The sequence below is a fragment of the Tissierellales bacterium genome, assembly GCA_035301805.1.
Lineage (GTDB): Bacteria > Bacillota > Clostridia > Tissierellales > DATGTQ01 > DATGTQ01.
In genome coordinates, this window is sequence record DATGTQ010000165.1 from 1 (window position 1) to 26,757 (window position 26,757).

26 protein-coding genes are annotated in these 26,757 nt (G+C 29.8%); all 26 read left to right on the top strand.

All coding sequences use genetic code 11. The features are described 5' to 3' along the window. The coding region (locus tag VK071_08330) for an enoyl-CoA hydratase/isomerase family protein (protein HLR35314.1) at window positions 1–739 on the top strand (739 nt) is incomplete at its 5' end. Window positions 740–906: 167 nt separating this feature from the next. Further along, on the top strand, window positions 907–1,248 hold the full coding sequence (locus VK071_08335) for a hypothetical protein (protein HLR35315.1): 342 nt from the start codon (window positions 907–909) through the stop codon (window positions 1,246–1,248). Between the two features lie 14 nt (window positions 1,249–1,262). Continuing rightward, window positions 1,263–1,658, top strand: a complete 396-nt coding sequence (locus VK071_08340) for a thioesterase family protein (protein HLR35316.1) — start codon at window positions 1,263–1,265, stop codon at window positions 1,656–1,658. Window positions 1,659–1,663: 5 nt separating this feature from the next. Further along, entirely contained in the window at window positions 1,664–2,275 is a 612-nt protein-coding gene (locus VK071_08345; protein ID HLR35317.1) for a hypothetical protein, read from the top strand. A 29-nt stretch (window positions 2,276–2,304) separates the two neighbouring features. Then, entirely contained in the window at window positions 2,305–3,018 is a 714-nt protein-coding gene (locus VK071_08350) for an enoyl-CoA hydratase/isomerase family protein (protein HLR35318.1), read from the top strand. Further along, window positions 3,015–4,127, top strand: a complete 1,113-nt coding sequence (locus tag VK071_08355; GenBank protein ID HLR35319.1) for a 3-oxoacyl-ACP synthase III family protein — start codon at window positions 3,015–3,017, stop codon at window positions 4,125–4,127. The genes VK071_08350 and VK071_08355 overlap by 4 nt, the downstream gene beginning before the upstream one ends. 36 nt (window positions 4,128–4,163) lie before the next feature. After that, window positions 4,164–5,576: a radical SAM protein gene (locus tag VK071_08360; GenBank protein HLR35320.1), complete on the top strand. Its 1,413-nt coding sequence runs from the start codon at window positions 4,164–4,166 to the stop codon at window positions 5,574–5,576. A gap of 23 nt (window positions 5,577–5,599) precedes the next feature. Continuing rightward, window positions 5,600–6,727 carry a 3-hydroxyacyl-CoA dehydrogenase family protein gene (locus VK071_08365; protein ID HLR35321.1) on the top strand — a complete coding sequence of 376 codons (1,128 nt, stop codon included), beginning with the start codon at window positions 5,600–5,602 and terminating at the stop codon, window positions 6,725–6,727. 11 nt (window positions 6,728–6,738) lie between these two features. Then, complete coding sequence (locus tag VK071_08370) at window positions 6,739–7,959, top strand: beta-ketoacyl-[acyl-carrier-protein] synthase family protein (protein HLR35322.1); 1,221 nt, start codon at window positions 6,739–6,741, stop codon at window positions 7,957–7,959. 25 nt (window positions 7,960–7,984) lie between these two features. Further along, window positions 7,985–9,229 (top strand): glycosyltransferase, encoded by a 1,245-nt coding sequence (locus VK071_08375; protein ID HLR35323.1) that lies wholly within the window; start codon window positions 7,985–7,987, stop codon window positions 9,227–9,229. After that, complete coding sequence (locus VK071_08380; GenBank protein ID HLR35324.1) at window positions 9,214–9,696, top strand: flavodoxin domain-containing protein; 483 nt, start codon at window positions 9,214–9,216, stop codon at window positions 9,694–9,696. The genes VK071_08375 and VK071_08380 overlap by 16 nt, the downstream gene beginning before the upstream one ends. A gap of 2 nt (window positions 9,697–9,698) precedes the next feature. Continuing rightward, window positions 9,699–10,373 carry a 4'-phosphopantetheinyl transferase superfamily protein gene (locus tag VK071_08385; protein ID HLR35325.1) on the top strand — a complete coding sequence of 225 codons (675 nt, stop codon included), beginning with the start codon at window positions 9,699–9,701 and terminating at the stop codon, window positions 10,371–10,373. Window positions 10,374–10,389: 16 nt separating this feature from the next. Next, window positions 10,390–11,691: a condensation domain-containing protein gene (locus VK071_08390; protein HLR35326.1), complete on the top strand. Its 1,302-nt coding sequence runs from the start codon at window positions 10,390–10,392 to the stop codon at window positions 11,689–11,691. Between the two features lie 37 nt (window positions 11,692–11,728). Continuing rightward, on the top strand, window positions 11,729–12,664 hold the full coding sequence (locus VK071_08395; GenBank protein ID HLR35327.1) for an ATP-binding cassette domain-containing protein: 936 nt from the start codon (window positions 11,729–11,731) through the stop codon (window positions 12,662–12,664). A gap of 9 nt (window positions 12,665–12,673) precedes the next feature. After that, entirely contained in the window at window positions 12,674–13,747 is a 1,074-nt protein-coding gene (locus VK071_08400; GenBank protein HLR35328.1) for an ABC transporter permease, read from the top strand. Beyond that, on the top strand, window positions 13,744–14,880 hold the full coding sequence (locus tag VK071_08405) for an ABC transporter permease (protein ID HLR35329.1): 1,137 nt from the start codon (window positions 13,744–13,746) through the stop codon (window positions 14,878–14,880). The genes VK071_08400 and VK071_08405 overlap by 4 nt, the downstream gene beginning before the upstream one ends. A gap of 14 nt (window positions 14,881–14,894) precedes the next feature. Continuing rightward, entirely contained in the window at window positions 14,895–15,665 is a 771-nt protein-coding gene (gene fdhD, locus VK071_08410) for a formate dehydrogenase accessory sulfurtransferase FdhD (protein ID HLR35330.1), read from the top strand. A 26-nt stretch (window positions 15,666–15,691) separates the two neighbouring features. Next, on the top strand, window positions 15,692–16,102 hold the full coding sequence (locus tag VK071_08415; GenBank protein HLR35331.1) for an FMN-binding protein: 411 nt from the start codon (window positions 15,692–15,694) through the stop codon (window positions 16,100–16,102). A gap of 350 nt (window positions 16,103–16,452) precedes the next feature. Further along, window positions 16,453–17,250 (top strand): glutamate racemase, encoded by a 798-nt coding sequence (gene murI / locus VK071_08420; GenBank protein ID HLR35332.1) that lies wholly within the window; start codon window positions 16,453–16,455, stop codon window positions 17,248–17,250. A gap of 133 nt (window positions 17,251–17,383) precedes the next feature. Next, a complete protein-coding gene (locus VK071_08425) occupies window positions 17,384–18,754 on the top strand; it encodes a sigma 54-interacting transcriptional regulator (GenBank protein HLR35333.1) in 1,371 nt (456 codons plus the stop codon). 580 nt (window positions 18,755–19,334) lie between these two features. Then, window positions 19,335–20,372, top strand: coding sequence for a zinc-binding dehydrogenase (locus VK071_08430; protein ID HLR35334.1), 1,038 nt, complete (start codon window positions 19,335–19,337; stop codon window positions 20,370–20,372). A 30-nt stretch (window positions 20,373–20,402) separates the two neighbouring features. Further along, window positions 20,403–21,632 (top strand): lysine 2,3-aminomutase, encoded by a 1,230-nt coding sequence (gene ablA, locus VK071_08435; protein HLR35335.1) that lies wholly within the window; start codon window positions 20,403–20,405, stop codon window positions 21,630–21,632. A gap of 93 nt (window positions 21,633–21,725) precedes the next feature. Then, on the top strand, window positions 21,726–22,796 hold the full coding sequence (locus tag VK071_08440) for a hypothetical protein (protein HLR35336.1): 1,071 nt from the start codon (window positions 21,726–21,728) through the stop codon (window positions 22,794–22,796). A gap of 1 nt (window position 22,797) precedes the next feature. Then, window positions 22,798–24,420, top strand: a complete 1,623-nt coding sequence (locus tag VK071_08445) for a DNA mismatch repair protein MutS (GenBank protein ID HLR35337.1) — start codon at window positions 22,798–22,800, stop codon at window positions 24,418–24,420. A gap of 334 nt (window positions 24,421–24,754) precedes the next feature. After that, complete coding sequence (locus tag VK071_08450) at window positions 24,755–26,323, top strand: lysine 5,6-aminomutase subunit alpha (protein HLR35338.1); 1,569 nt, start codon at window positions 24,755–24,757, stop codon at window positions 26,321–26,323. Continuing rightward, window positions 26,310–26,757, top strand: a 448-nt coding sequence (locus VK071_08455; GenBank protein ID HLR35339.1) for an OAM dimerization domain-containing protein, incomplete at its 3' end; no start/stop codon positions are given. The genes VK071_08450 and VK071_08455, both read left to right, overlap by 14 nt.

A 26,757-nucleotide genomic window follows, 5' to 3' on the forward strand; every position in this document is an offset into this window, starting at 1 on the left:
TGGTGAACTGTTATACAAAAGTGATTTAGTTGAACTGAAAAAGTATAAGGATATTTGTATTTTATATTTAAAGAACGGGAAGCAAAACAAAGTAAAGGTACCTGAATTTATTGAACTTGAAACACTTAACGAAATAATTAATGATTATAATTTTATAGCAATGATAATAACAGGAACTGGTAGGTATTTTACATCGGGAGCTGATATTGAGGAGTTTAATAAGTACAAAGGTAGATTAGAAGATTTCATGGAAGTATTGAATAGGGGAAAGGATTTACTTAAATATATAGAAAGATTGCCCTTAATAACGATAGCAGCCATAAATGGAGCATGTTTTGGTGCAGGGTTTGAAATAGCTTTAAGTTGTCAATTTAGAATAGCTTCAAAAAAAGCTTTTATTTCTTTACCTGAATCGAATATAGGTTTAATGCCAGGTATGGGAGGAAATATAAGATTGACAAACTTAATTGGAAAATCCAAGGCAATTGAATTCATAATAAAAGGTGAAATGGTAAGTGCTGATGAAGGACTAAAGTTGGGAATCATAGATTGTGTAGTTTCTTCGGGAGAGGAACTTCCCTATGCTATAGGTTTTATCGAAAAGTTAACAAAGGAAAAATCTATGGATCAGATTAGAAGTATTATAAATACCATAAATTCAAGTCTGTATGACCCTCAGGATTTGGCATATAAAATGGAAAGTGGATACTTTACTAAATTAGTAGGGAAATCCTACTAGTCAAATGTGGAGAAGGGAGTGATGGAATTATTTTATCCAAAGGGCCTATTAATATTAACTCAATATTTTCAATAGATTCTAAATTAACAAATATAGAAGATTTATTTAATCAAATATATGTAGCAGACAACTTCCACAAATGGTTTAATATGAAACCTTTTGTCTGGATGAATTTTAATAGAGACCACTTAGATGTTGGTTGTACTGGAAGGGTATCTTTCACCATTCCTCCTTTTAGCTATGAATTAGGAGTTATAGAGTTAAAAAAGAATGAATATATAAAATTTGAGTCTGATGGAAAGTATTTCGGCGGTACTGCTGAAATGAAATTTTATGAGAAAAATGGACATTTGCATTATGAAGAACCTCATAGGTTATATGCCAGAAATAATTTTATCTATTGGTATTATAAGAAACTACTAGCTGATAATCATGTTCCGTATATGGAAAGTAGGTTCAAAAAACTAGAAAAAGTATTAACAAAATCTAATAAAAGTTGTTACTGTTAAAAAGGATGTTGGTTATGATTACAAGATATGATTTAAAAGTCCGTGGTTATGAGTTAGATTCTTTTGGTCACGTAAATAATTCAGTTTACTTCAATTATCTTGAAGAGGCTAGATGGCAGATGTTTAATAACTCTGCTATCGCTTCTTATCTAATAAAGAATGAATTATTTCCCGCTGTAATAGAATCGAAAATAAAGTATATAAGGGAACTAAAAGCTTTTGTAGATATTTATATAATGACAGAATGGAGTTATTCAGGTATCTATATTGTTGCAAAACATAAAATATACTTAACTGATGGTGATATTTTATGTACAAAAGCGACTGTGAAAATGATTTTATTGTCAAATGATAGGGTTATCTACGATATTCCTGATGAATTGAAGAAAGAATTAAGTATGCAGGGGTGATTAAAATGGAGCAGGATTTAACTATTATAGAAGATGTATGTTATGTAAATATATCGGGATTAGATTACTTATTAAATGTATATTCAGAAAAGGAAGATTTGAAATGTGTTGTTATAGAGATTGATGAAAACTTCTCAAAACATATTGGAGATAATTACAATTCATATTATAGTAAATTAGAGAACCAATCTTTCTTAACTTTAAGTATTTTAAAAAACAAAATAAACTTAGAAGCGTTAAAATTCAGTTTAACAACCCATGTGAGATTTGCTCTTTCTAATACCATTTATAGTTTTAATGTTTCTGATTTAAGTGAAATTAAAAATATTGAAATCTTTACAGGTATAAAGCACCATGAAATTAATATTGATAGTATTGATAATTCTGCATTATTCAAGCTAGGTATTATAAGCAAGGAAGTTTCACCATCGTTTAAGGAATTAGAAAGGTTTTTAAATATTGCTGTAAGGAACAAACCAAATTATCAAATAAAAGCTATACTTAAGACCTTTAAAGTATATAAAGATTTCAATAGAATAACTGATGATTTGGGGATGATACTTCAGGAAGAAAGTGAAATGTTTTGTCAACTAGCATATAAGAAGCTAAATTACTGATAAAATAAAGTTTTTAAGGGGACAAGAATATGGATATAGCTTTAACTAATTTGAGTTTTAGTATCAATGAAAAAGTAGGTATGTTAACTCTTAAAGGGCCTAAAGGTAATCAGATGACAAATAATTTAATAAATGATCTCATAGAGGTTTTTTCAGAGTATGTATTTCCTTCTGATATCCATGGGCTAATAATAAAAGGACATGGAAGACATTTTAGTTCAGGGGCAGATGTAGATGAATTAATAGATAAAGTAATTGACAATTCTATAATAGAAGGTGGAAAAGTTTTGTCCTATCCTAATTGGTTTATAAAAAATAAATCTATATTTTGTGGGATAAATAAGATGAAAATACCTGTAATAACAGCTGTTAAAGGATTCTGTATAGGGTCTGGGCTTGAGTTGGCACTTTCCGGACATATAAGAATTTGTGCTGAAGGAAGTATTATTGGGTTTCCAGAATCAACTTTTGGTCTCCTACCTGGCGCTACAGGAACATATAGGGCTTTTGAGATACTTGGTCTTGGAAATGCAGTAACTATGGTTTTGGATGGTCAACTGATATCTTCGGAATTAGCTATAGAGAAGGGGCTGTTCCACAAAAGCTGTCCTAAAAAAGAAGTATTTAATTATTGTGAGGATCTTATGGATTTTATATTAGAGAAAGATGAGTTGTATAATCTGGAAAAGGTAGGAGAATATTTAATTGAATTTGATACATTAGGAAGGGTGAATGGTAATTGAAAAATGTTAAATTAATTGGAACTAGTTCTGTTTTAGCAAAAAACAAGGTTAAATTTGATGATATTAATGAATATTTAGGAGAATTTAAAAATATTTCTCCAAGGATTAAAAAATGGACTAACAGAATTCAACCTGTAATGAAGGAAATGCTGGGAATTGAATATTGTCACTACGCTTATAATGCTAAGACTAGAACCTTTGATGATGATAACCTTACACTTTCAATTGAAGCAACTAAAAGAGCTATTGAAGACGCAAATATTAATATTGATGATATCGATCTATTGATTTACGGAGGTGGATATTCCCATCAAATGCCACCTTTTTCTGCTAGGTTACAAGGTGAACTAGGAATGGGGCTTTGTGCAGAATATCAAATTCATGCTAATTGTACTTCCGTATATAAAGCAATTAAATTAGCCCATAGCATGTTGAAATTAGGAGAATATAAAAATGCTTTAGTTGTTTCATCAAATGTAATAAGCTCATGTTTCTTACCTGGATATTATAACCAGAATCTTATAACAAAGGAAGATATTTTTTTGAGGTGGTATTTATGCGATGGTGCAGGAGCTTTTGTTTTGACATCAACGGATGAAGAAAAAGGAGGATTATTCTTAGAAGATACATATGTTGAATCAGCCGGGACTGAATATCCATCGGCTATGGGAAATAATTATAAAAACTATCTTACTAATCCTGTTGACGAGTATAATGAAGGTGCACATCACATTAAACAGTTATATATTAATGTTCTAAATGAGTATGCTTATGAAGAAAACGAAAGAACTATTTTTTTTAATGCCCTTCAAAGGATGTTAGCATTAAAGAAAATTGACATTAACCAATTGGCTGCATTTGTTATTAATATGCCATCTAAATCTGTTATTGAACTAATTCAGGAAGAATGTAAACAAATTGGAATACCTAAAGAAATATTTTTCAATACATTGTCAGATATAGGGTATATTGGACCACCAGCAGGACTAGTTTCTATTGATAGATTGCTTAAAAGTAAAAAGTTTAAAGATGGAGACTTAATTATGAGCTTTGTAATGGAAGTTAGTAAATTTATGCAAGCTGGATTTACATTAAGATTTATAGTATAAAAGTCAATAGAATTATTTTATAGGAGGATAAATTTAATGAGAGTTTTACTTGTAAACCCACCAATTCCTCATAAGTTTAGAATGATCAGGTATGCAGATAAAAAAGGGAAAGAGGCCATGTCTTTGAGAGTTATGGTAGGGCCACCCCTTGCATTAAATGAAATAGCAGGTGTAATACCAGATGAAGAAATTCTTATATTAGATCAAAAGACAGAATCAGATAACAATCCTCAATACGATTGTATAGAAGGACTAATTGACACTATAAATGAATTTAGACCAGATATAGTTTCATTTACTTGTATTACAGCACAGTATAATTCTGTTAAGAAGATGCTTAAGTATGTAAAGAAGGTTGATAAAAATATATTTACTACTGTTGGGGGAATTCATCCTACTTTATGCACTGGTGATTTTATTGATTCTAGTGTGGACTTAATAACTGTTGGTTTAGGAAAAGCAAGCTATAGAGATATTATAAAAGAGTTGAAGGTAAATGGCAGAGATAATGCAGATTTTTCTCACATACCGGGACTTGCATTTACAGATGGCGCTAGTTTAAAGTATACAAAGCTTCTATGTAAGCTTAGCTACAAGGAAATAAAAGAAAATTATGTACTAGATAATATAATGCCTAATCGAGAGCTTACAGATAAATATAATTATATAATACCTCATGAAAATAAAAGAATACAATATATTAGCACCTCACAGGGTTGTACTCATAAATGTAATTTTTGTAGCATTTGGCCAATAACAGATGGTCGATATTTTCACAAGGATGTAGAATTAATTATCAATGAGATAAAACATATGGAAAGATATGAAATTATAAGATTTTGCGATGCAAATACTTTTGGTGACCTTAAACAAGCGAAATTGCTCTTTAATAGAATTATAGAAGAAGGATTAGATAATCATGAATATATAGTTGACGTTAGAACTGATTTTGTTATTGAACATCCTAAAATAATGGAACTGGCTTATAAGGCAGGAGTAAGAGTTGCTATTTGCGGTTTGGAATCTATTGATGATGAAGAGTTAAGAAGGTATAAGAAAAATAATACTGTAAAGAACACAAAAGAGGCTCTCAAGATTTTAAATGAAATGGGAATAAAGGTTAATGGGAATTATATAATCTCACCTGAACATGACGCTGATTACTTCGAAAAGTTGGCATATTTCGTTGACGAAAATCCAATATTTCATTCTGGATTTACAATTTTAACACCTTTTCCAGGTACTGAACAATGGGAAATGTATAAAGATAGGATTACTATAAATAATTTTGATTATTATAATTTGACAAATGCAGTTTTCGAAACAGTTTTGCCTGAAAGGGAGTTTTATTCTAGAATAAGTGAGCTTTACAAGATTGCAGCAAAATCAAGGGCTAAGTATTTGATGATTAATAATAAAAAAAACAGTGTTGATAGTAATACTGTTTAATTTGTAGTTTTCAGGAGGTAACAATGAAAATTAGTGTAATTGGAAAAGGAAAAATGGGAAACGAAATCATAGATAGATTAATTGAATTAGGTTCAGAAATAGTTTGGGTGTGTAGAAAAAAAGAAGATGAAGATTTTCTAAAAAGCAAATACAGTAAAAAGTTAAAAAAGATGTGTAGAAGAAAAAAATTGTCACAAAAAGATTATTATAATAAGATGAATAATTTCATAGCATCATCAAACTATAATTTTGTATCTGGAAGCCAATATGTAATAGAGACTGTTATAGAAGATTTAGAAGTTAAGAAAGAAATATTCGAAAAGGTGGAAAGACAGGTAGACGATGAATGTATTTTTCTGACGAATACCTCATCTATACCTTTAGAAGCAATCTTTGAGAATGTGAAAAATAAAAGTAGATGTTTAGGTCTTCATTTCTTCTATCCTTTAAAAATTATTAAAACTGTTGAAATCAATTATTTAGATTGGACTGATATGAAAAATGTGGATAAAGTAAGAAAATTGGCTCTATCTTTTTCGATGGAACCTATTTTACTTCATAAGGAAGTTAATATGTTAGTTTCCTATATAATATTAATTCTTATGGCTGAAACTTATATGATACTGGAAGAGGGAATATTAACTCCCCAAGAGCTAGACCAGATATTAAAAGAGGATTTTATGATGATGGGTGCGTTTGAGATTTTGAATTCGACAGGGACGAGAATTGTAAAAAGCTGTGTAGATAATTTTGTTACAGAAGATAATAAACTATATTTTGATTCATTTGAATCTATTATTAATAAGTTAAGTAGTGAATATGATTATATAAGTTTTGGTGAATATATTCAGTTTAATACTCAAGAATTCAAGAGAAATATTAGTTTAAATAAAGAAAAATATAAAGAAGATGTTTTACTAAGAATAACAAGTACATATACAAATATTTTAACACATTTCGTTTTAAAGAAAAATGTTGATAAGGATGAGCTTTTGGGTTCTATGAGAAGCATTTTAGGAATATCAAAAACTCCAAAAGATATTTTAGAATATTACGGTATAGATAATATTAATAAGGTTTTAAGGAGAAGAGGTAATTTAATAAATTGTCAAATCTACAAGTTAGAAGACTTACATTATTGGATGAATTAGGAGGAATTATTATGGCTAATGATGTTAGGGTTGTAATTACAGGAATGGGAATGATATCTTCTCTTGGGTATAACCTGAAAGAAAATTGGAACAATCTTTGTGAAGGGAAAAATGGAATTAAAAATATTTCTAGTTTCGATACAAGTAAACTTGATACTAAATTTGCTGCAGAAGTTGATTCTTCTATAGTAGATGAAAAGGTTAAAGAATTATTTATTAGACGAGAATACAAGCAAATGACGAAAAATACCAGAATGGGTGTAATTTCTACTTGTGAGGCTATTGAAGCAAGCGGGTTAGATAAGGTAGATATGGATATGACTAGGGTTGCTGTAATAATGGGAGTTGTTTCAACGAACAACAATAGTATGAATCCAAAACCTAAATCAAATTTTATAGTTAAAACCATGCCTAATGCAATAAGTGCTTGGACAACCATTAAATATGGGTTCGAAGGGCCAAATTTCAACGTCTCATCAGCTTGTGCATCATCAGCATATGCTATTGTGTTAGGACAATATTTAATAAGGTCAGGACTAGTAGATGTTGCGATTGTTGGAGGAGCAGATGCAAGTGTTGAGGAACAATACATACAAGGTTTTAATCAGATATTAGCATTATCTACTAGAAATGAAGAGCCTGAAACTGCGTGTAGACCATTTTGTGTCTCTAGAGATGGTTTTGTAATGGGAGAAGGAGCTGGCACCCTAGTTCTTGAAAACTATGAATTTGCCAAGAATAGGGATGCAAAAATTTATGGCCAACTGCTGGGAAGTGCCTTTACAAGTGAGGCTGGTGATATAACTGCTCCAAAAAAAGACGGTGTTGGAATGGCTGAAACAATGGAAATAGCAATGAAGGATGCTGGAATTTGTTATGATTCAGTAGATTATATAAATGCTCACGGAACGTCGACTTATTTAAATGATAAATATGAAACTATGGCAATAAAAAGTCTATTTAAGGATAGGCAAAGTAAAATAAATATTTCATCTACTAAATCGATGCTGGGTCATACTATAGCAGCTTGTAGCGCTATTGAAGGTATAGTAACTGTAATGAGTCTTAAAAATGGGGTAATAACTCCTACGATAAATCACATTGATCCAGATGAAGAGTTGGACTTAAACTACACCCCAAATGTGAAAGTTTTTAGAAATATTAATATTGCTTTATCAAATTCATTTGGTTTTGGAGGTCATAATGGGTGTTTGATTTTAAAGAAGTATTAGGGTAAGTATTTTGGAGGTGTTATGAATGGGTAAGCTGGCATTTTTTTCTTTTCCCTTATTAGGGCATGTTAATCCACAAGTCGGACTGTGTAAAGCATTGGGGGAAAAAGGTGTTGAAATGATTTTTTATACATCAAAGGTTCATTTTCACAAGTTTAATGATGTTAATAATATAGTACTTAAAGAATATCCAAAAGAATTTCAAGAATATTTTGATGAAATTGGTAGAAGGAAAGAAATTCATAATAAAATGTTAATTATGCTCTCTACATTTTATCATGATGCAGATCTACTTATGGATTATACAGTTAATGAAATTTTAAAAGAGAAACCAGATGCACTTGTATGTGATCAGTTCTCAATCTGGGGAAGGTCAGCCAGCAAGTATTTCAATATTCCCCAATGTAAGTTTTTCTCTAGCATTATGGGTGATTCTATTGTAAGTAAAAATAATAATTATTTAAAAAAGGCAATATTTAAAATGATTATAACACAGGGAATTTATTTATTAGATATTAAAAAATCAATAAGAAATATTAATAAAAAATACGGAAATGTATGTGTAAAGATTAATGAAGTAATGACTCCAGGAGATGATATGTGTTTGGTTATGACTTCACGTAAGTTCCATCCGGGGGGAGAACAGTATCCAAGGAATGTTAAATTTATTGGGGCAGATCATGTAAGAACTTTGAAAAGACCTAAGAAAAAGGATAAAATACTAATTTCACTGGGAACGATATCTACTAGGGGAAATTTTTTTGAAAGTTGTATTGAGGCAACAAAACATCTTGGGCTTCAAATAGTAATAACCTTGGCAGGTAATAAAGAACATGATGTGAGTAACTTAAGAAAATATTCAAATGTACGTATTTACAATAATTTAAATTTTGAAGATTATAGAAAAATTATGAATGAATCAGCATTATTTATTTCCCATGGGGGATTCAATGGTGTTACCACATCTTTATTTTATGAAACGCCTTTACTTATTTGTCCTTCTAGTCCTGAACATATCAACAACATGAAACTAATCCAAAAATATAAGTGTGGCTCAGGATATAATAAAAAGAAAATAGATATAGATGAGCTTAGGGAAATAGTGGATGGAATCTTTTTTAATAAAGAAATTGAAAATGCATTGAAAGAACAAAGTGAAGCTTTAAAACAGTCCCTTGGATACGAAAAAACTGCAGATATTATGATTGATGAATTAGGACTAGCCCAAATAAAAAATATGAAAGGAGAAAAAAAGTGGAGCAACTTATAGCTTATTATTCTAAAAATGGTACTACAAAGTCCACTGTAAAAAAAATAAAAGGTGTTGCAAAAAATAATGTGGATTATGTAGATTTAGGGAAAAATACTCATATAAATTTATCATTGTATAAGAAGATTTATGTAGGTACTGGTATATATGCAGGGACAATTCCAAAGCCTGTTAAGAAATTTTTATCTAATTCAGAATTAAAGAATAAGGAAGTAGCATTCTTTATACATGGTTTAGATAGTGAAAAAAGCCACAAGTCTATTATTAAAAATTCTATAATAGAAAGTAATTGGATAGACTTATGTGATTTTTATTACTTAGGTGGACAATTAGATATGAAAGAACAGAATATATTAGTAAAACAGGTTCTAAAAGTAATAGCAAAGAAGAAGAATCTAGATATTAATAATATGTGTAATTTAAAAAATAAGGAAATTATAGATTTTGTAAACTTTTTTAAGGATTAGGTATGAAAAGTTACGATAAAATTGTAATTTCTGACTTTGAATGTAGTTTTTGGGGCGTAGGTTGTTATGTATATATAATAGACCTATTTTCTGAGAGCCTTATGTTAAAAGAAATCTATGACCTATTATCTGATTCTGAAAAGGATAAGGCAGGTTTTATAAAAAGTAAAGAGAAAAAATACTTATTTTTAATGAAAAAGGGAATAGTTCGAAAAATATTATCCCATTATACAGATTTAAAACCCCATGAAATTACATATAGGTACAATAATTATGGTAAACCATACTTAGCAGATGAGGACAATATATATTTTAATATTTCCCACTCAGGAAAGTATCTTGCAATTGCTATAAGTAGAGAAAATGAGGTTGGAATTGATATACAAGTTTATAAAAATACAGATAATTTTTATTATGCTATGAATTCTGTTTTTACTTATGAGGAAAAACAATTTGTACTAAATGAAATAGAGGAAGAGCAGATCTTTAAATTCACTTATATATGGTCTAGAAAAGAAGCTTTTTGTAAGTGTATTGGGAAAGGATTATTACTGAACTTAAAGGATATATCAGTTATGGAAAAAAATTCAGTATATAAAGGAGTGACCTATTTATTAAATACAAAATGCAAAAAAGATGAATACTCATGTTCAATAGCTTTACGAAGTAGGGCTTAGGAGGGGATTAGTTGAAATGAGAGTACATTCTGATGAATTCTTCTATCTTGAGATGAATAAATTAGTTTGCGATTATACTATGTATTTTCCTATGATTTTTAATAGAAATTTTAACTTAGATATGTTTCTAAAGGCTGTTCATCATGTTTTAGATTCTATGCCTCATTTAAAAAGTAGATGTAAAGGAAGATTTTGGAGAGCCCAGTGGGTTGGTTTTGAAGAGCATAAAATAGAGGATATAACTGAAATATTAGAAGTGAATTTAGATTATGATCTTAAACTGGAAGATTTTTATTCTCAAATATTAAAAGGATTTATTTTACTAGAAGATAGAAAAATAGATTTGGAGAAAGAACCGCCTATAAAAATTAAAGTTTTTAGAGACAAGAATTCTAAAAGAACTGTAGTATTTTTATGTATCCACCATGCTATAGCAGATGGCCGGGGAAGTATGACATTAATATCATTATTTGAAAAAACATATAGAGCAATAAAAAATGGAAAGACTCTTCCTGATATAAAAAATTACAGAAAAATACCTTTAAAGCTACTAAAAGATGGAACGTTTAAAACTATTAAAAATACTTTTGTAAAAAAGGAAAGTATAGATAGTAGTGAAATAGCTACTATTATAAATGAATGTAAAGAAAGTACAAAGAAAGGAATAGATGAATTTGAAGTATTAAGGATACCAAAAGAAAAAGTATTGGAATTAAAAAACAACAATAAAAAATATAACTACACTACTAATGATATTATAGTGCGGAAGATGCTTGTGATAACGGAGAAATTAAATATTCCTATGGGAGATGATAAGAAGTACATAAATGTAGGGATTGCAATAGATAACAGAAAAAACATTAAAGAAGATATAATAACAGTTACAAATTATGCCAGCATGAGTCCGTTTTATTTTGAGAAAGATTTAGTAAATGATAGGAAGGAATTTAGGAATAAAATTAAAGAATTTAAGAAAAATGCATCTGGAGCAAGTTTTTCTAAAGAATTTATGCTTATGTCGTTTTTTCCATTAGCTATCCAGAAAAAAGTTTTTCAAGGACCTGTACTGAAAATGATAAAGGACATGTCTTGTAAAGGAATACAAACCACCAATGTAGGGGAGATGACAAGATTTATAGGAGATTTTGATGAGACATTAGAATATCTTGAATTTATAGGACCTGCCGGTAAATTTGGATTGCCTATAGTCTCCATTTCTCTTTACAAGGGTGATTTATCTATATACTTTAGAAGAGTAAATGATTCAACAGGAATTTGTAATGTGATTAAAAATATGTTTGAAGCTGAGATAACTTAATTAAATTATGATGTAGTTTGTCAGGAGTGTGCTAAATATGAATGCAATTGAACTTAAAAACTTAGTAAAAAAGTATAATGGGGTTGCCGTTGTTGATAATTTAAATCTTAATATCAATGAAGGAGATATTCATGGGTTTTTAGGGCCCAATGGAGCTGGTAAGAGTACTACTATTAATATGATATGTGGCATTATAAAGCCAACATCTGGTAAGATTAATGTTTATAGTATGGACAATAAAAAATGTTTTAATGAAATTAAAAATTATATAGGCTTAGTTCCCCAAAATATAGCTCTTTATACTCAATTTACAGCAAGGGAAAATGTGATGTTCTTTGGGCGACTTTACAACTTAAAGGGTAGAGAATTGAAAAAGTCAGTTGATGAGGCATTAAAATTAACAGGGTTATCCGAATTTTCAGACAAAAAAGTCGAACATTTTTCCGGTGGTATGAAAAGAAGACTTAATATTAGTTGTGGTATAGTACATAAACCAAAGATAATTATTATGGACGAACCGACAGTAGGAATTGATCCCCAGTCTAGAAATCATATTTTAAATTCTATTAAGGTATTAAATAAAAATGGATCAACGGTTTTATACTGTACACATTATATGGAAGAAGTCGAAGCAATTTGCAATAGAATATCTATAATTGACTATGGTAAGGAAATAGTAACTGGAACAAAGGAAGATCTAAAGAACAAGGTAAGAGAAAATAGAGTTTTAGAGCTATCTCTAGATAAATATGATAAAGAAGTAATTTTAGGATTGAAAAGTATTGAAGGTGTAAAACAGGTAAATGTAGATGATAATTTAATAAAGATAATAGTTATTAAAGATGTTCATAATTTAAGCTCTATAGTAAACTATCTTGCAAGAAAGGGGTTAAAAATAATTCACATTAATTATTCAGATATTACATTAGAGATGGTTTTCCTTACTTTAACTGGAAATAAATTGAGAGATTGAGGTGTTAAGGTGATAGCCCTAATAATTCAAGGAGTTAAATACCAATTAAGTGATAGGAAATGGGTTATTTTTAACATAATATTTCCTATAGTACTGATTGCATTACTTGGATATTTTATGACCAATGTATTTGGAGGAGAGTTCTTAGATGATTATGATGAAATCAGGATACTTATGGTTTCCAATTCTCAAAAAACACAATATATTGGTGAATTACTTGAAGATAATTTTGAGGAAGCAGTTATAAATAGGGAAGATTCTTTTGAAGTAGGTAAAAAGAAGATTCTTGAAGGAGAGTTTGATGTTCTTTTATATTTTGACAAAGATGAAATTCAAGTATATTCAACAAATGAATATATTAATAAGAAAAATATAGTTATATTAAATATTAATAGTATTATTAATATGACGCAAGTTCCTCATCTTGTAATTGTAGAAGGGTTGCTTGAAAACAAGTCACAAGGTATTGAGTATAGCCTTAATTCATTTGATTACTATGGAGTAGTTGTTCTTACTATGATGTCACTGTATGTAATGATTGTACCTCTTTCAATTTTTACATATGATAATGAAAACAATATAAAAGAAAGAATTTTGATGACAGGTTATTCAGATTTTGAATATTATACCTCAAGGATGATTTCTGCAATAATAGTTCAAATACTAATTATTTTCCCCATATTTATAATAACTATAATTGGATTTAATACAAACTGGGGAGAACATCCAATGAGAATATTTAGCTATTTTATTATTAATATTATTATGGCAGTTTCCATAGGAACCTTTATATATGAAAACTTTAAAAATTATGAAAAGAGCCTAATGATTATTCAGACCGTTATAATACCATTGTTATCCTTTTTAGGTGGAAGTTATTTAAAAATTAGTTCAAACAACCGTATAATTAATGGAATATTAAATCTTTCCCCTCTAAGGTGGCTTAATCAAGGAATAATGGAAGCAATCTATATTGGAAGATATGAAACTATTAATAAATTCTTTATTATTGCTCTATCTGTAACAGGATTATTTTTAGTTCTGTTTATCTTGCAGTGTAGATCGAGGAGGGCTAGTGAATGAAAAATATATTTTTTTTAGTGAAGCATAATATAAAATTACTTACTCAAAAAAGTCCAATCTTTACTTTAGTATTTATTTTTATACCCATATTAATATCTGTTTGTTTATCTCTATTAATTCCCGATATAAGATCATTTAATGGCCAAGTAATAGACAATTGTGATTCGGAACTTTCTAAATTATATATTGAGACTATAGCTAGTAAAGAAAGTATTAATTTAGAACGGTATAATAATACGGGCAATTTAAATTTAGAGGATAAGATAAGGGTAGGAGATATAAGTTTTGGATTAGTTATATCTAAAAATTTTAATGAAGCAATAGAAACTGGAAAATATGCAAAGGCTTTTGAAGTTTATTGTATAGATAATGATATTGGTATGGAAACAATTGAATCCGTAATATTTATGGAAGCTCAAAGATTTAATTTTTTATTAACCAAAAGTGCTGCTAAAGAAGATAAGACTGAGTGGGTAGAAGAAAATATTAAAGACACTGTAAATGTAATAAGTATGAATCTAGATGGGACTAGCTCTGACTATTCTTTATCTAATATGTTGTTTTCATTTCTAATAATGTTTGCTTTCATGAGGGCAATGAATGGTTCAGCTGTAATAAGTAGAGATAAAGAGAGGGGTATTTATTCTAGAATTTTAATATCAAGTATATCCTTAGAGAAATATTTTTTAGGGAATTTACTAAGTACAATAATAGTAGTAGTATTTCAGTCTATAATATCTATATATTTAATTACTAAGGTAACAGGTATAGAATTTGGTGGTAATTTAGCTGAAATAAGTTTTATATTACTATTATTATCTTTAGTATCAGTGACTTTAAGTAATTTTTTTATATCAATTACTGATAATAAAGAAGTATCAAATATTTTATCAACCTTTGTTGCTATTTTTTTATTAATGGGAGGTATTGTTCCAGTTGAGTTTTTACCTGAATTAGCATCAAAGTTATCCTATTTAATACCTACAAGATGGACAATAGATTGTCTATTAACATTACAGATGGGAAATTCTCTTAATGATTGTATATTAAAGATTATGATGATGATAGGTTTTTCAGTGTTATTATTTTTGATTTCTATGAATTTAGTTAAGAGAAAAGATAATAAAATCTAAAATGGGTGATTTACATGGAAAATAGTATTAAAAGAGAAATATTAGAGTATAGGGAGAATTCATTAAATAGAAAGTTAGTTAATATACTAGTAGAAGACAAATTAACTATTTATGTAAATGATAATAGGATTATTGAAATACTCTGCACATTAAGTTGTATTGAAGAGCTAATAATAGGCTATCTTTATTCAGCAGGAATAATTATAAGATACAGTGATATTAGAAAGATTTATATTGAAGAAGATAAATTAGCTAAAGTTTACATAAAGGATAATCAATACAAACAACTTAAATTAAAAAAACTCTCTAACTCTGCTCAGAACAATTTTGAAGTATTTCAAAGACATAAGTATAATAATCTATCCTATATAAACAAGAAAAATTTTATAAAGGTTAATGAATTACTAAAGGCAATAGATGAATTTGACAGTCGTAGCAAGTTATATAACTTAACGAGAGGTATTCATTCATGTGCTTTATATAAAGGGGGAGAATGTATAATATTTCAAGAAGATATAGGAAGACATAATGCATTTGATAAGGTTATTGGTAGTGCTATGAAATTGAATATTAGTTTTGAAGATAAATACATATATATTAGTGGAAGAATTCCTAGTGATATAGTAATAAAAGCAATAAAATCTAGGACTTCAATAATTATTACATTATCCGTACCTACAGATAATGCAATAAAACTAGCTGAAGAATATAGAATTACCATAATTGGAAAAGCAAAGAATGGAAGCTTTATAGTATATACCTGTGCTAACCGATTAAAATGGTAGATTTATATAAATAACAGGAGGATGTTATGAAAAAATTTAAAAGGATATGGAAGATGGTTTTTGGGGTTATATTAATTATTTTTATAACTATCGGTTTTATATTAGCTTATGAGTTTAAGGAATTAAAAGAATTGGACTATACTGAAATTGATATGTCCGCCATTAAAAATGGGACATATAGAGGAAGTACTTCTACACTTTTAGTAAAAGCAACTATAGATGTAACAGTTGAGGATAATAAAATTATTAAAATTGATATAGTTCAACATAAACATGGTATGGGAGAAAAAGCTGAGGATATAGTTATGAGAATGAAAGAGCAAAATTCATATAATGTAGATGTAATTAGTGGTGCTACAATCTCTAGTGAAGTAATTAAAAATGCCACAAATAAAGCTCTTGAAAAAGGTATGAGATCATCATCTGGCAATTACTAGAGACCGTTAAAAGATTTAAAAGGAGCTTATTAAGTTAACAAACAGAAAGAAATGGGTTATTGTTTTATATGAAATCTATATTAAATAGATTTAAATATAAAGTTGCTAAATTATACCTGTAATTATGCCATGTAAAAGTAACATACTATAATGAGCATCTATAGAAATACGAGATACGTAAAGTTTCTGTTAAACAGTTATTTTGTATAGTTTTCTAAATAAAGTCAAGGTAATTTATTTGTATTTATTAAAAGAAAAGATTAAGTTCAAATTCTAATCCAGTATCAATTTAAATAATTGTTGTAAAAATCCTTCTTTGCAAGTAAAATATAATAAAGGAGGATTATGTGATGGATAATAGACCAATAGGTGTATTTGATTCAGGAATAGGTGGACTGACGGTTTTACAAGAGATAATTGAAAAACTTCCAGGCGAAGATATTATATACTTTGGTGATACAGCCAGAATTCCCTATGGAACTAGATCTAAAGAAACCGTAATAGAATATGTCTTCCAATGTATTGAATTTTTAATGAATAAAAATGTAAAAGCTGTTGTAATAGCATGTAATACGGCTACTGCACATGCCTTAGAAGAAGCTAAGATAAATTTTAATATACCAATAATAGGGGTAATTGAACCAGGGGCTAAAGAAGTTGTTTCTACAACTAAAAATAATAAAATAGGGGTAATAGGAACCTCTGGAACTATTGATAGTCAATCTTATCAAAAGAAAATAGGGAGGCTTCTTCCTTCTGCAGAAGTAACAGGAGTATCATGTCCACTATTTGTACCAATAGTGGAGGAAGGTTGGCAAGATACAGAAGTAGCTTTTATAGTGGCAGAAAAATATCTCGAAGAACTTAAAGAGCATGGAATAGATGCTTTGGTTTTAGGTTGTACTCACTATCCAATGCTTAAATATACTATAAGTAAGGTTATTGGAAAAGGTGTAACTCTTGTAAATCCAGCATATGAAACAGCTGAAGCTACTAAAAATTTACTTAAAGAACATAATTTATGTTCAGAAAATATAGATGGTGGCAAATATGAATTTTATGTCAGTGATGCCCCAGAAAAGTTTAGAAGACTAGGGGGAAATTTTTTAAGGAAGGAAATAAAATCAGTAGAGAAAGTTAATCTATAATTATTATAAGCAATTAGGCACTTATTTAAGTAAAATACTTACGAAGTGCCTAATATTCGGCGTATGATGCCTAAAATTAGGCGCCTAGAAAGGGTGAATTAAAATTAAAGACTTGTTCTTTAGGGAAAATATATTGGAAATTCTTGATTATGTAGAAGAAGGCATACATATAATAGACAAGAATGGGAGAATTGTATATTACAATAAATTTGCTCAAATTATAGATGGTGTAGATAGAGAAAAGGTTTTGGGGAGACATTTACTTGAAATTTACCCTTCCTTATCTCATGAGACTAGTACTTTATTAACAGTGATGAAGACAGGGGAAGCTATATCAAATGTAGAACAAACTTTTATAAATTATAAAGGAGAGAAAATTACTACTGTTAACTCTTCTATTCCTATTAAAGGAAAAAGTAATAAAATATTAGGGGCATTTGAAATCTCTAAAGATGTTACTAGAGTTAGGGAAATGTCAGAAAAAATAGTAGATTTGCAAAAAGAATTATATATTAATCATAAGAAAATTAAAGAAATTAAAAAAGAAAGAGCTAAATACACTTTTGTAGATATAATTGGAGAAAGTAGTGAAATGTTGGAACTTAAATCTATGGCGTTGAAAGCGGCAGGGGCAAAGGTACCAGTACTGGTTTATGGAGATACTGGTACAGGAAAGGAACTATTTATACATTCCATACACAATTCAAGTCCAAGAAGATATCAGCCTTTTATTGCTCAGAATTGTGCTGCTTTTCCCCCCAATCTATTAGAAGGAATATTATTTGGAACAGTTAAAGGGGGATTTACTGGGGCCGAAGATAGAGCTGGTTTATTTGAACTAGCTCATGGAGGAAGCCTTTTTTTGGATGAAATAAACTCTATGCCTATAGAATTACAGTCTAAACTCCTAAGAGCTTTACAAGATGGAACTATTAGAAGGGTAGGAGGTACTAATACTATAGATGTAGATGTGAGAATTTTGACAGCAACTAATATTAGACCAGAGGAAGCAGTTAAAAAGAATCAATTACGAGAAGACTTATATTATAGATTAAATGTTATAAGTCTAGAAATTCCACCTTTAAGAGAAAGAAAAGAAGATATAACTATATTAACTAAATTTTTTATTGATAAGTTTAACAAGAAAATGAATAGATCTGTGAAAGATCTATCTAATGAAGTAAAAGAATTATTTTTATCTTACTCTTGGAAGGGAAATGTAAGGGAATTAGAACATCTATTAGAAGGAATAATGAGTATTTATGATGTAGATGTAATAGAATTAAAACATTTACCCAGAAAATTTAAAGATTATAAAGAAGGTATTGATTTATCAGAAGATATATCTTTAATGGAAACTTTAGATCAGATAGAAGAGAAACTTATTCTCAAATCCTTAAAAATGAATGATTATAATATTACTCATACAGCTAAATCTTTGAAAATTCCTCGTCAAACTCTCCAATATAAAATGAAAAAGCATGGATTAGCTGCCGAAAATTAGGCAATCAGTCTATGCTTTTTTATTTTTTAGGTAGGTACTTTCCTAGAAAATAAAAATAGTAGTAGGGTTTTGGTAACTTATCATAAACTCAGAGTGAACTATCACCACTTATAGAAGTGGTGGTTTCCTGTTTCTTAGAACAAGTCTAATACTAGGTCTTATGCATTCCCGACAGGTTTGATTTTGGGCAGTACCTGTCCTAGCTTCCGACATTATCGGTTTCTTTTGTATCTTGGATATTTTACACATAGAAGGGATAAGTCCATCGCTTGGTTATCGCATTTTTAGGACCTTTGTAATTTCTCTATGTAACCCTATATACCCAATTACCAAAGAACTTTCATGATATTATTTTATCATATTTGCAAGCCTAGGTTTAAAAGATGCTACAATACATAGATTGACTGCTGAAGGGAACTTAGGATTATTCGGTGGAAATAGCCTTTTGCTTTTTTTATGATGTATAATACATAGAGATTTGAGAAATGGCACAATTTTTGCATTACATTATATATTGGGAACAGAATGTAGTAGAAGTATTGACAAAAAAATATCAAAATCTTAAAAGGGGGATTACATAATGAAAAAAGGATGTCCTTACGGAACTCATAGAGTTATTGAACCAGAAGGTGTTTTACCTCAACCAGCATTAAAAATTGATAACGATATGAAGTTATATAGTAATGAAATACTTATTGATGTTCAAACATTAAATGTAGACTCGGCAAGTTTTACACAAATTAAGGAACAATCTGCGGGTAACCTAGAAGAAATAGAAAAAATAATGAAAGGAATCGTGAAAGATAGAGGTAAACATCAAAATCCGGTAACAGGTTCTGGAGGAATGCTTATAGGAACTATAGCAGAAATAGGGGCAGATTTAAAGGGGAAAATAGATTTAAAGGTCGGTGATAAAATAGCTACTTTAGTATCTTTATCATTAACACCATTAGTAATAGATGAAATATTAGAAATTAGACCCGATGTAGACCAAGTAGATATAAAAGGAAAAGCTATATTGTTTGAAAGTGGAATATATGCTAAAATTCCTAATGATTTACCAGAAAATCTAGCATTGTCTGTACTAGATGTAGCGGGAGCACCAGCTCAAACAGCAAAGTTAGTTAAACCAGGAGATACAGTATTAGTAATAGGTGGAACAGGAAAATCAGGAATGCTTTGTTTATATGAGGCAAAGAAAAGAGCAGGAGTTACGGGAAAAGTTATATGTGTAGGTTCTAGAGATAAGACTATAGAGAGGGTTAAAAAGGTAGGCTTAGCGGATTATTATATTAAAGCAAATGCTACCAATGCAGTAGGAATGATGAATAAATTAAAAGAAGTTACTGGTGGTGAGTTAGCCGATGTAACTATTAATAATGTAAATATTCAAGATACAGAAATGTCTAGTATATTATGCACAAAAGATGAGGGAATAGTTTATTTCTTTAGTATGGCTACTAGTTTTACAAAGGCAGCATTGGGAGCAGAGGGAGTAGGAAAAGATGTAAATATGATTATTGGCAATGGATATACTAATGGTCATGCAGATATATCTTTACAAATAATAAGAGAAAGTAAAGAGCTAAGAAATATATTTGAGAAATTATATGCTTAAGACCGAAAAAAGTAAAAAGGAGGACTAATAATGAGGTCTTACAAGGATATCGACTTATGGAAAGATGTAGATGAAAAAGAATGGACGGATTGGAAATGGCAAGTTAGAAATAGAATTACTGATGTAGAGACTTTAAAGAAGATAATAAATATTACTGAAAAAGAAGAAAAAGAAATGGGAGAAGTTCTAGAAAAATTTAGAATGGGAATTACTCCTTATTATGCATCACTAATGGATCCTGATGATCCAAATTGTCCTATTAGGATGCAGGCAATACCTACTATTATGGAAACCTATGAATCTGTAGCAGATATGGAAGATCCACTAAGTGAAGATGAAGATTCACCAGTGCCAGGAATTACTCATAGATACCCTGATAGAGTACTATTTTTAATAACCGATCAGTGTTCTATGTATTGTAGACATTGTACTAGAAGAAGATTTGCAGGTCAACAAGATGCGGGAGTACCAATGGATAAAATAGAAAAGGGAATAGAATATATAAAAAATACCAAAGAAGTGCGAGATGTACTATTGTCAGGAGGAGATGCATTATTAATTTCTGATGAAAAATTAGAGTATATAATAAAAGAATTAAGGAAAATTCCTCATGTAGAAATAATAAGAATAGGTTCTCGTACACCGGTAGTTATGCCAATGAGAATTACTGATGATTTAGTAAATATGCTTAAGAAATACCATCCAATTTGGTTAAATATGCATTTTAATCATCCAAAAGAATTAACTAAAGAAACAGAAGAAGCAGCAAGGAAAATGGCAGATGCAGGAATACCTTTGGGTAATCAATCGGTATTATTAAGAGGGGTCAATGATAGTCCCAAAATAATGAAAGATTTAGTTCATAGTTTAGTGAAAATGAGAATTAGACCTTATTATATATATCAATGTGATTTATCTATGGGTATAGAACATTTTAGAACTAAAGTATCTAAAGGTTTAGAAATAATGGAATCTTTAAGAGGCCATACATCTGGTTATGCAGTGCCAACATTTGTAGTAGATGCACCAGGCGGTGGAGGCAAAATACCTGTAATGCCTAATTATTTAATTAGTATGTCACCAACTAAAGTAGTATTAAGAAATTATGAAGGAGTCATTACTACTTACACAGAACCCCAATATATAGAGGAATTTAGTGAAGAAGACTTTAACTCAACAGGAGTAGCGGGAATTCTTGAAGGTTCTGAAGTAAGGGCATTAGAACCAAAGGATTTAGATAGAAAGAATAGGAAGGAATGAAAAACAACTAGGGTAAAAGCAGAAAGTAAAGGTATTTAAAGATATATATAGACAATAAAATAGGAAGTAAGTGTAATAAAAAGGGGTGTTCAAATGGCGTTATTGGAGCTTATTTATGGAAAATACAAAACTATATCTATAGTTGGGATGGCTAAAAATAGCGGAAAGACTGTTACTTTAAACTTTCTTATTGAAGAGGCTATAAACAAAAATATAACTATTGGAGTAACTTCTACAGGAAGAGATGGGGAACCTTTAGATTTAGTGACGGAAACGGAAAAGCCCAAAATATTTGTAGAAAAAGGAACTTTAGTTGCGACCACTACAGATTTACTTCCTATGGGAGATGCAAAAGTTGAAATATTAGAAGTAACAGATTATAGAACACCCCTAGGTTTTATAGTTATTGGGCGAGTAAAAGATAAGGGGTATATTCAAATAGCAGGACCTCAAAGATCTTCAGAAATAAAAAAGGTCTCAGAAAGAATGTTACAATTAGGGGCAGAATTTGTAATAATTGATGGAGCTATAGACAGAAAGTCTTCGGCCGCTCCTTCTATTTCAGAAAGCACTATTGTTTCTACAGGAGCAGTTCTCAGTAGAGATATAAATAAAGTAATAGAAGAAACTCTACATTTAGTAAATTTATTTAAATTATCTAAAGTAGAAGATAAGGAAGTTAGATTGTTAACAAATAAACTAATAAGAGAAGGGAAAGTAGCGATTATAGACAGTACAAAAAACATGGATAACTTATATGAAATAGATGAGAGGTATAAAGTTAATGAGCTGAAAGTAAAGACTGCATTAAATTGTGGAAATATTATAGGGGAGAATATAGAAGAGAATACAAAATACATAGTACTTCCCGGTTCTTTAGTAAAGAAAACAGTAGAGGATATTATTCAAACATCGAAGAAATATAAAAGTGTAAAAATAATTGTAGAGGACGGCACAAAAATTTTTATTAAACCAAAGGATTGGCTTAAATTTCAGAAGCAGGGAATAGAGGTAGAAGTATTAAATGACTTAAATCTTATAGCTTTAACAATAAATCCTTATGCACCCGAAGGTTATTTTTTTGAGCCAGAAAAGTTTTTAACTCAGATGAGGACTTATATAAAAGATCTTCCAGTATACGATTTGTTACTAGGAGGTATATAATATGGTTTTCCTTAATAAAGAAAGTGGGAAAAGTTTAGAGATTCATTATATATTAAATGAAATAAAAGTACATACTCCCTATGGGAAAATATATAAAGACAAAATAAAACCTTTTTTCCCAGGAAATGAAGAGAAATTAAAAAGGGAGCTGAAAAAGGTAGAATTATTTATAGATTATGCCATGGATAGACATTTTTCCCGGGGAATAGAAAGCTTATTTGCCCATATAAAAGATTTAAGAAGTACTGTTAAAAGGAGTGCAGAAGGAATAGTATTATTGGAAATAGAATTATTTGAGGTTAAAGCCTTTTTGTTTCTATTAAGGGATCTAGAGAAAATTCTAGATAAATATAATGTAGAACTTTGGGAAGATATGGAGGTAGAGCCTATACCTGAATTAGAAATTTTATTAGATCCAGAAGGGACAGAAATATCAACGTTTTATATTTATGATAGTTATTCAGAAGAATTGAAAAGAATTAGGGAAGATAAAAGGAATATTACTAGGAAAATTAAAAGGGAAAGTGAGATTTTAAAAAATAAAGTAAAGAAAGAATTAAAACTAAACATTAGTCCTGATGGCAGTGTTTTAGTCTCAAAGGGAGAGGAAAAACTAGTAAAAAAGTTAGAAAATTGCCCTTATTTAACTTATCTTTCGGAAACCTATATGCATGTAAAATATTGTCTTAAGCCTACTGATAATATAATTGCTTTGGAAAGTAAATTGGATTTGCTAAAAGAGATAGAAGAAAAAGAAGAGTATAAAATAAGAAAAATATTAAGCGATGAAATAGGAAAAGAAAAAAAGAGATTATATAAAAATATGGCTAGCATTGGGAAAATAGATTTTATTCTGGGAAAGGCTAAATTAGCTTTAAAACATAAAGGAACTAAGCCAAAAATACTAGAGGAACATTCTTTATACATAAAAGAAGGAAGACATCCTAAAGTAGAAGCTGTTCTTAAAGAAAAGAAACTTAATTTTATGCCTATTACTATAAAATTAAAAGAAGGAGTAACTTGTATTACGGGAGCTAATATGGGTGGCAAGACAGTTAGTTTGAAATTAGTGGGGCTTTTAACAGCCATGGCTCAATACGGCTTATTTGTCCCTGCAGAGGAAATGGAATTAGGACTTAATTATTTCATATGTACATCTATTGGGGATATACAAAACTTAGATAAAGGTCTTAGTACTTTTGGAGGAGAAGTAAAGCTGATACAAGAAGCTTTGGAAAAGTCTAAAGACAAAGGACTTATATTAATAGATGAATTAGCAAGAGGAACTAATCCAAAAGAAGGCTATGCTATATCAAGAGCCATTGTTAAATATCTAAAGGTAAGAGACTGTATAACTTTAATTACTACCCATTATGACAATATTGCTAATATGGAAGGAGTTACCCATTTACAAGTGAAAGGACTTTCTAAAATCAACTTTTTTGAATTGGAAAAAGAGTTGGAAAGGCAAGAAATAGATAAATTAGATTTAATAAATAGATATATGGATTATGGGCTAATGGAAGTGGAAGATAAAAGGGAAGTTCCCAAAGATGCCTTAAATATTGCCAGACTTATGGGTTTAAAAGAGGAAATTATAGTTCTAGCAGAAGAAATATTGTAAAAGTTTTTATAGAGAAGATAATTGAAATTTTTTTACTTCTTATAAAATGCTTCTTTTAATATGCATTTAAAGTCAATCTTACCCTTGGAAGGACATGTTAGGAATATTAAATTCCTATGGAAACATATGTCGAAGATATTCAATGTTTATGATGAAATATGTGTCAAGATATTTTAAATTGCATATGGGGATTTTATGTATAAAAATATATGAAGTTTAAGAGAATCAAAGGTTGAGTGAGTTAAAGATTTTAGGAGTTAAAGATTGAAAAAATTAAAAGTTGGAATAATTAAGACTTATTTTTTGAATTATTTAGTAAAGGGGCTGATTTACATTGGAAAGTAAATTGAATTTAGATCCAAAAATGATAGACAGTTCAAGAAATGCAGCTAGAATAATTGCAGAAGATATACAAGAATTTATTGATGAGCATACTACTACATCTACAGAAAGAACTGTGGTAAGGCTTTTAGGTGTAGATGGAGTAGATGAAATAAAAAGGCCTATTCCTAATGTTGTTGTAGATAATATAAAGGAAGGGGGAGGTCTAGAAAGAGGGGCTGCCTATTGGATTGGTAATGCTATAATTCAAACTGAATATGATCCTCAGACTATTGGTGAAAAAATAGCTACTGGTGAATTAGATATTACAAGACTTCCTACAGTTAATGAAGATGAAATAAGGGATGTTATATATTCTATAGCAGAGAAGTCTGTAGAGAAAATAAAGAGGAATAGAGAAAAAAGAGATGAATATATAGATAATTTAGGTGATGGTAATACACCTTATTTATATGTAATAGTGGCGACAGGAAATATTTATGAAGATATTGTTCAAGCTCAAGCTGCAGCAAGACAGGGGGCAGATGTTATTGCTGTAATAAGGACTACAGGACAAAGTTTGTTAGACTATGTTCCCTATGGTGCTACCACAGAAGGTTTTGGCGGCACCTATGCAACTCAAGAAAATTTCCATGTTATGAGAAAGGCTTTAGATGAAGTAGGGGAGGAAGTAGGTAGGTATATTAAATTATGTAATTATTGTTCAGGATTGTGTATGCCAGAGATAGCTGCTATGGGAGCTTTTGAAAGGTTAGATATGATGTTAAATGATGCATTATATGGTATCTTGTTCAGAGACATTAATATGCAAAGAACCCTTGTAGATCAATATTTTTCTAGAGTTATAAATAGCTATGCTGGAATTGTTATAAATACGGGAGAAGATAATTACTTAACTACTGATGATGCAATAGAAGCTGCTCATACCGTACTCGCTTCTCAATTCATAAATGAACAATTTGCTGTAAAAGCTGGATTACCAGAAGAACAAATGGGATTGGGGCATGCTTTTGAAATAGATCCATCTGTAGAGAATGGCTTTTTATATGAATTGGCTCAGGCTCAAATGGCTAGAGAAATATTCCCGAAGGCACCACTAAAATATATGCCCCCTACAAAGTATATGACAGGTAATATAATGAAAGGTCATGTTCAAGATGCTATGTTTAATATGGTATCTATAATGACTAATCAGGAAATTCAGCTATTAGGAATGCCGACGGAAGCTATACATACACCCCATTTACAAGACAGATATTTAGCTATAGAAAATGCACAATATATATTTAATAATGCAAAGGATTTAGGTAATGAAATTACCTTTAAAGATAGTGGAATAATTGAGACTAGAGCAAAAGTAGTATTAGAAAAGGCAGAGGAATTATTAAATCAAATAAGTGAGGAAGGTTTATTTTCTACTATAGAGCAAGGTAAATTCGGTGGGGTAAAAAGGTCTAGAACTGGTGGAAAAGGATTAGATGGAGTAGCTAAAAAAGATTCAGGATACTTTAACCCATTTATAGATTTAATGGTTGGAGGTGAAATTCATGAAGTATGTTGAGGAAGTAGATTTAACTAAGGTAAAACCTTATGGTGATACATTAAATGATGGAATGGTACAGCTAAGTTTCACTCTTCCAGTAACCTACGGTGACGAGGCTAAAGAAGCGGCTAGAAGATTGGCAATGGAAATGGGGTTGGAAGAACCAAATGTTACCTATTATAATGATTTAGGAGTAGGATATACCTATTTTGTAGTATATGGTAAATGTACTCATACAGTAGATTATACAAAAATTCAAGTTCCAAAAGTAGAAGGAATAGTAATGTCTAAAGAGGAAGTAGAAGAGTATATAAAAGAGAATATAAAAAGGGAAGTAGTAATAGTAGGAGCCTGTACTGGAACGGATGCCCATACAGTGGGAATAGATGCAATTATGGATATGAAAGGTAATATAATGAAAGGTCATGTTCAAGATGCTATGTTTAATATGG

What these genes read in the sequence shown, in the direction of transcription:
- ablA (HLR35335.1), top strand. Translation starts at nt 20,403, where the DNA reads ATGAGGTCTTACAAGGATATCGACTTATGGAAAGATGTAGATGAAAAA.
- VK071_08395 (HLR35327.1), top strand. Translation starts at nt 11,729, where the DNA reads ATGAATGCAATTGAACTTAAAAACTTAGTAAAAAAGTATAATGGGGTT.
- VK071_08390 (HLR35326.1), top strand. Translation starts at nt 10,390, where the DNA reads ATGAGAGTACATTCTGATGAATTCTTCTATCTTGAGATGAATAAATTA.
- VK071_08375 (HLR35323.1), top strand. Translation starts at nt 7,985, where the DNA reads ATGGGTAAGCTGGCATTTTTTTCTTTTCCCTTATTAGGGCATGTTAAT.
- VK071_08340 (HLR35316.1), top strand. Translation starts at nt 1,263, where the DNA reads ATGATTACAAGATATGATTTAAAAGTCCGTGGTTATGAGTTAGATTCT.
- VK071_08365 (HLR35321.1), top strand. Translation starts at nt 5,600, where the DNA reads ATGAAAATTAGTGTAATTGGAAAAGGAAAAATGGGAAACGAAATCATA.
- VK071_08335 (HLR35315.1), top strand. Translation starts at nt 907, where the DNA reads ATGAATTTTAATAGAGACCACTTAGATGTTGGTTGTACTGGAAGGGTA.
- VK071_08345 (HLR35317.1), top strand. Translation starts at nt 1,664, where the DNA reads ATGGAGCAGGATTTAACTATTATAGAAGATGTATGTTATGTAAATATA.
- VK071_08360 (HLR35320.1), top strand. Translation starts at nt 4,164, where the DNA reads ATGAGAGTTTTACTTGTAAACCCACCAATTCCTCATAAGTTTAGAATG.
- VK071_08385 (HLR35325.1), top strand. Translation starts at nt 9,699, where the DNA reads ATGAAAAGTTACGATAAAATTGTAATTTCTGACTTTGAATGTAGTTTT.
- VK071_08370 (HLR35322.1), top strand. Translation starts at nt 6,739, where the DNA reads ATGGCTAATGATGTTAGGGTTGTAATTACAGGAATGGGAATGATATCT.
- murI (HLR35332.1), top strand. Translation starts at nt 16,453, where the DNA reads ATGGATAATAGACCAATAGGTGTATTTGATTCAGGAATAGGTGGACTG.
- fdhD (HLR35330.1), top strand. Translation starts at nt 14,895, where the DNA reads ATGGAAAATAGTATTAAAAGAGAAATATTAGAGTATAGGGAGAATTCA.
- VK071_08350 (HLR35318.1), top strand. Translation starts at nt 2,305, where the DNA reads ATGGATATAGCTTTAACTAATTTGAGTTTTAGTATCAATGAAAAAGTA.
- VK071_08405 (HLR35329.1), top strand. Translation starts at nt 13,744, where the DNA reads ATGAAAAATATATTTTTTTTAGTGAAGCATAATATAAAATTACTTACT.
- VK071_08430 (HLR35334.1), top strand. Translation starts at nt 19,335, where the DNA reads ATGAAAAAAGGATGTCCTTACGGAACTCATAGAGTTATTGAACCAGAA.
- VK071_08440 (HLR35336.1), top strand. Translation starts at nt 21,726, where the DNA reads ATGGCGTTATTGGAGCTTATTTATGGAAAATACAAAACTATATCTATA.
- VK071_08445 (HLR35337.1), top strand. Translation starts at nt 22,798, where the DNA reads ATGGTTTTCCTTAATAAAGAAAGTGGGAAAAGTTTAGAGATTCATTAT.
- VK071_08415 (HLR35331.1), top strand. Translation starts at nt 15,692, where the DNA reads ATGAAAAAATTTAAAAGGATATGGAAGATGGTTTTTGGGGTTATATTA.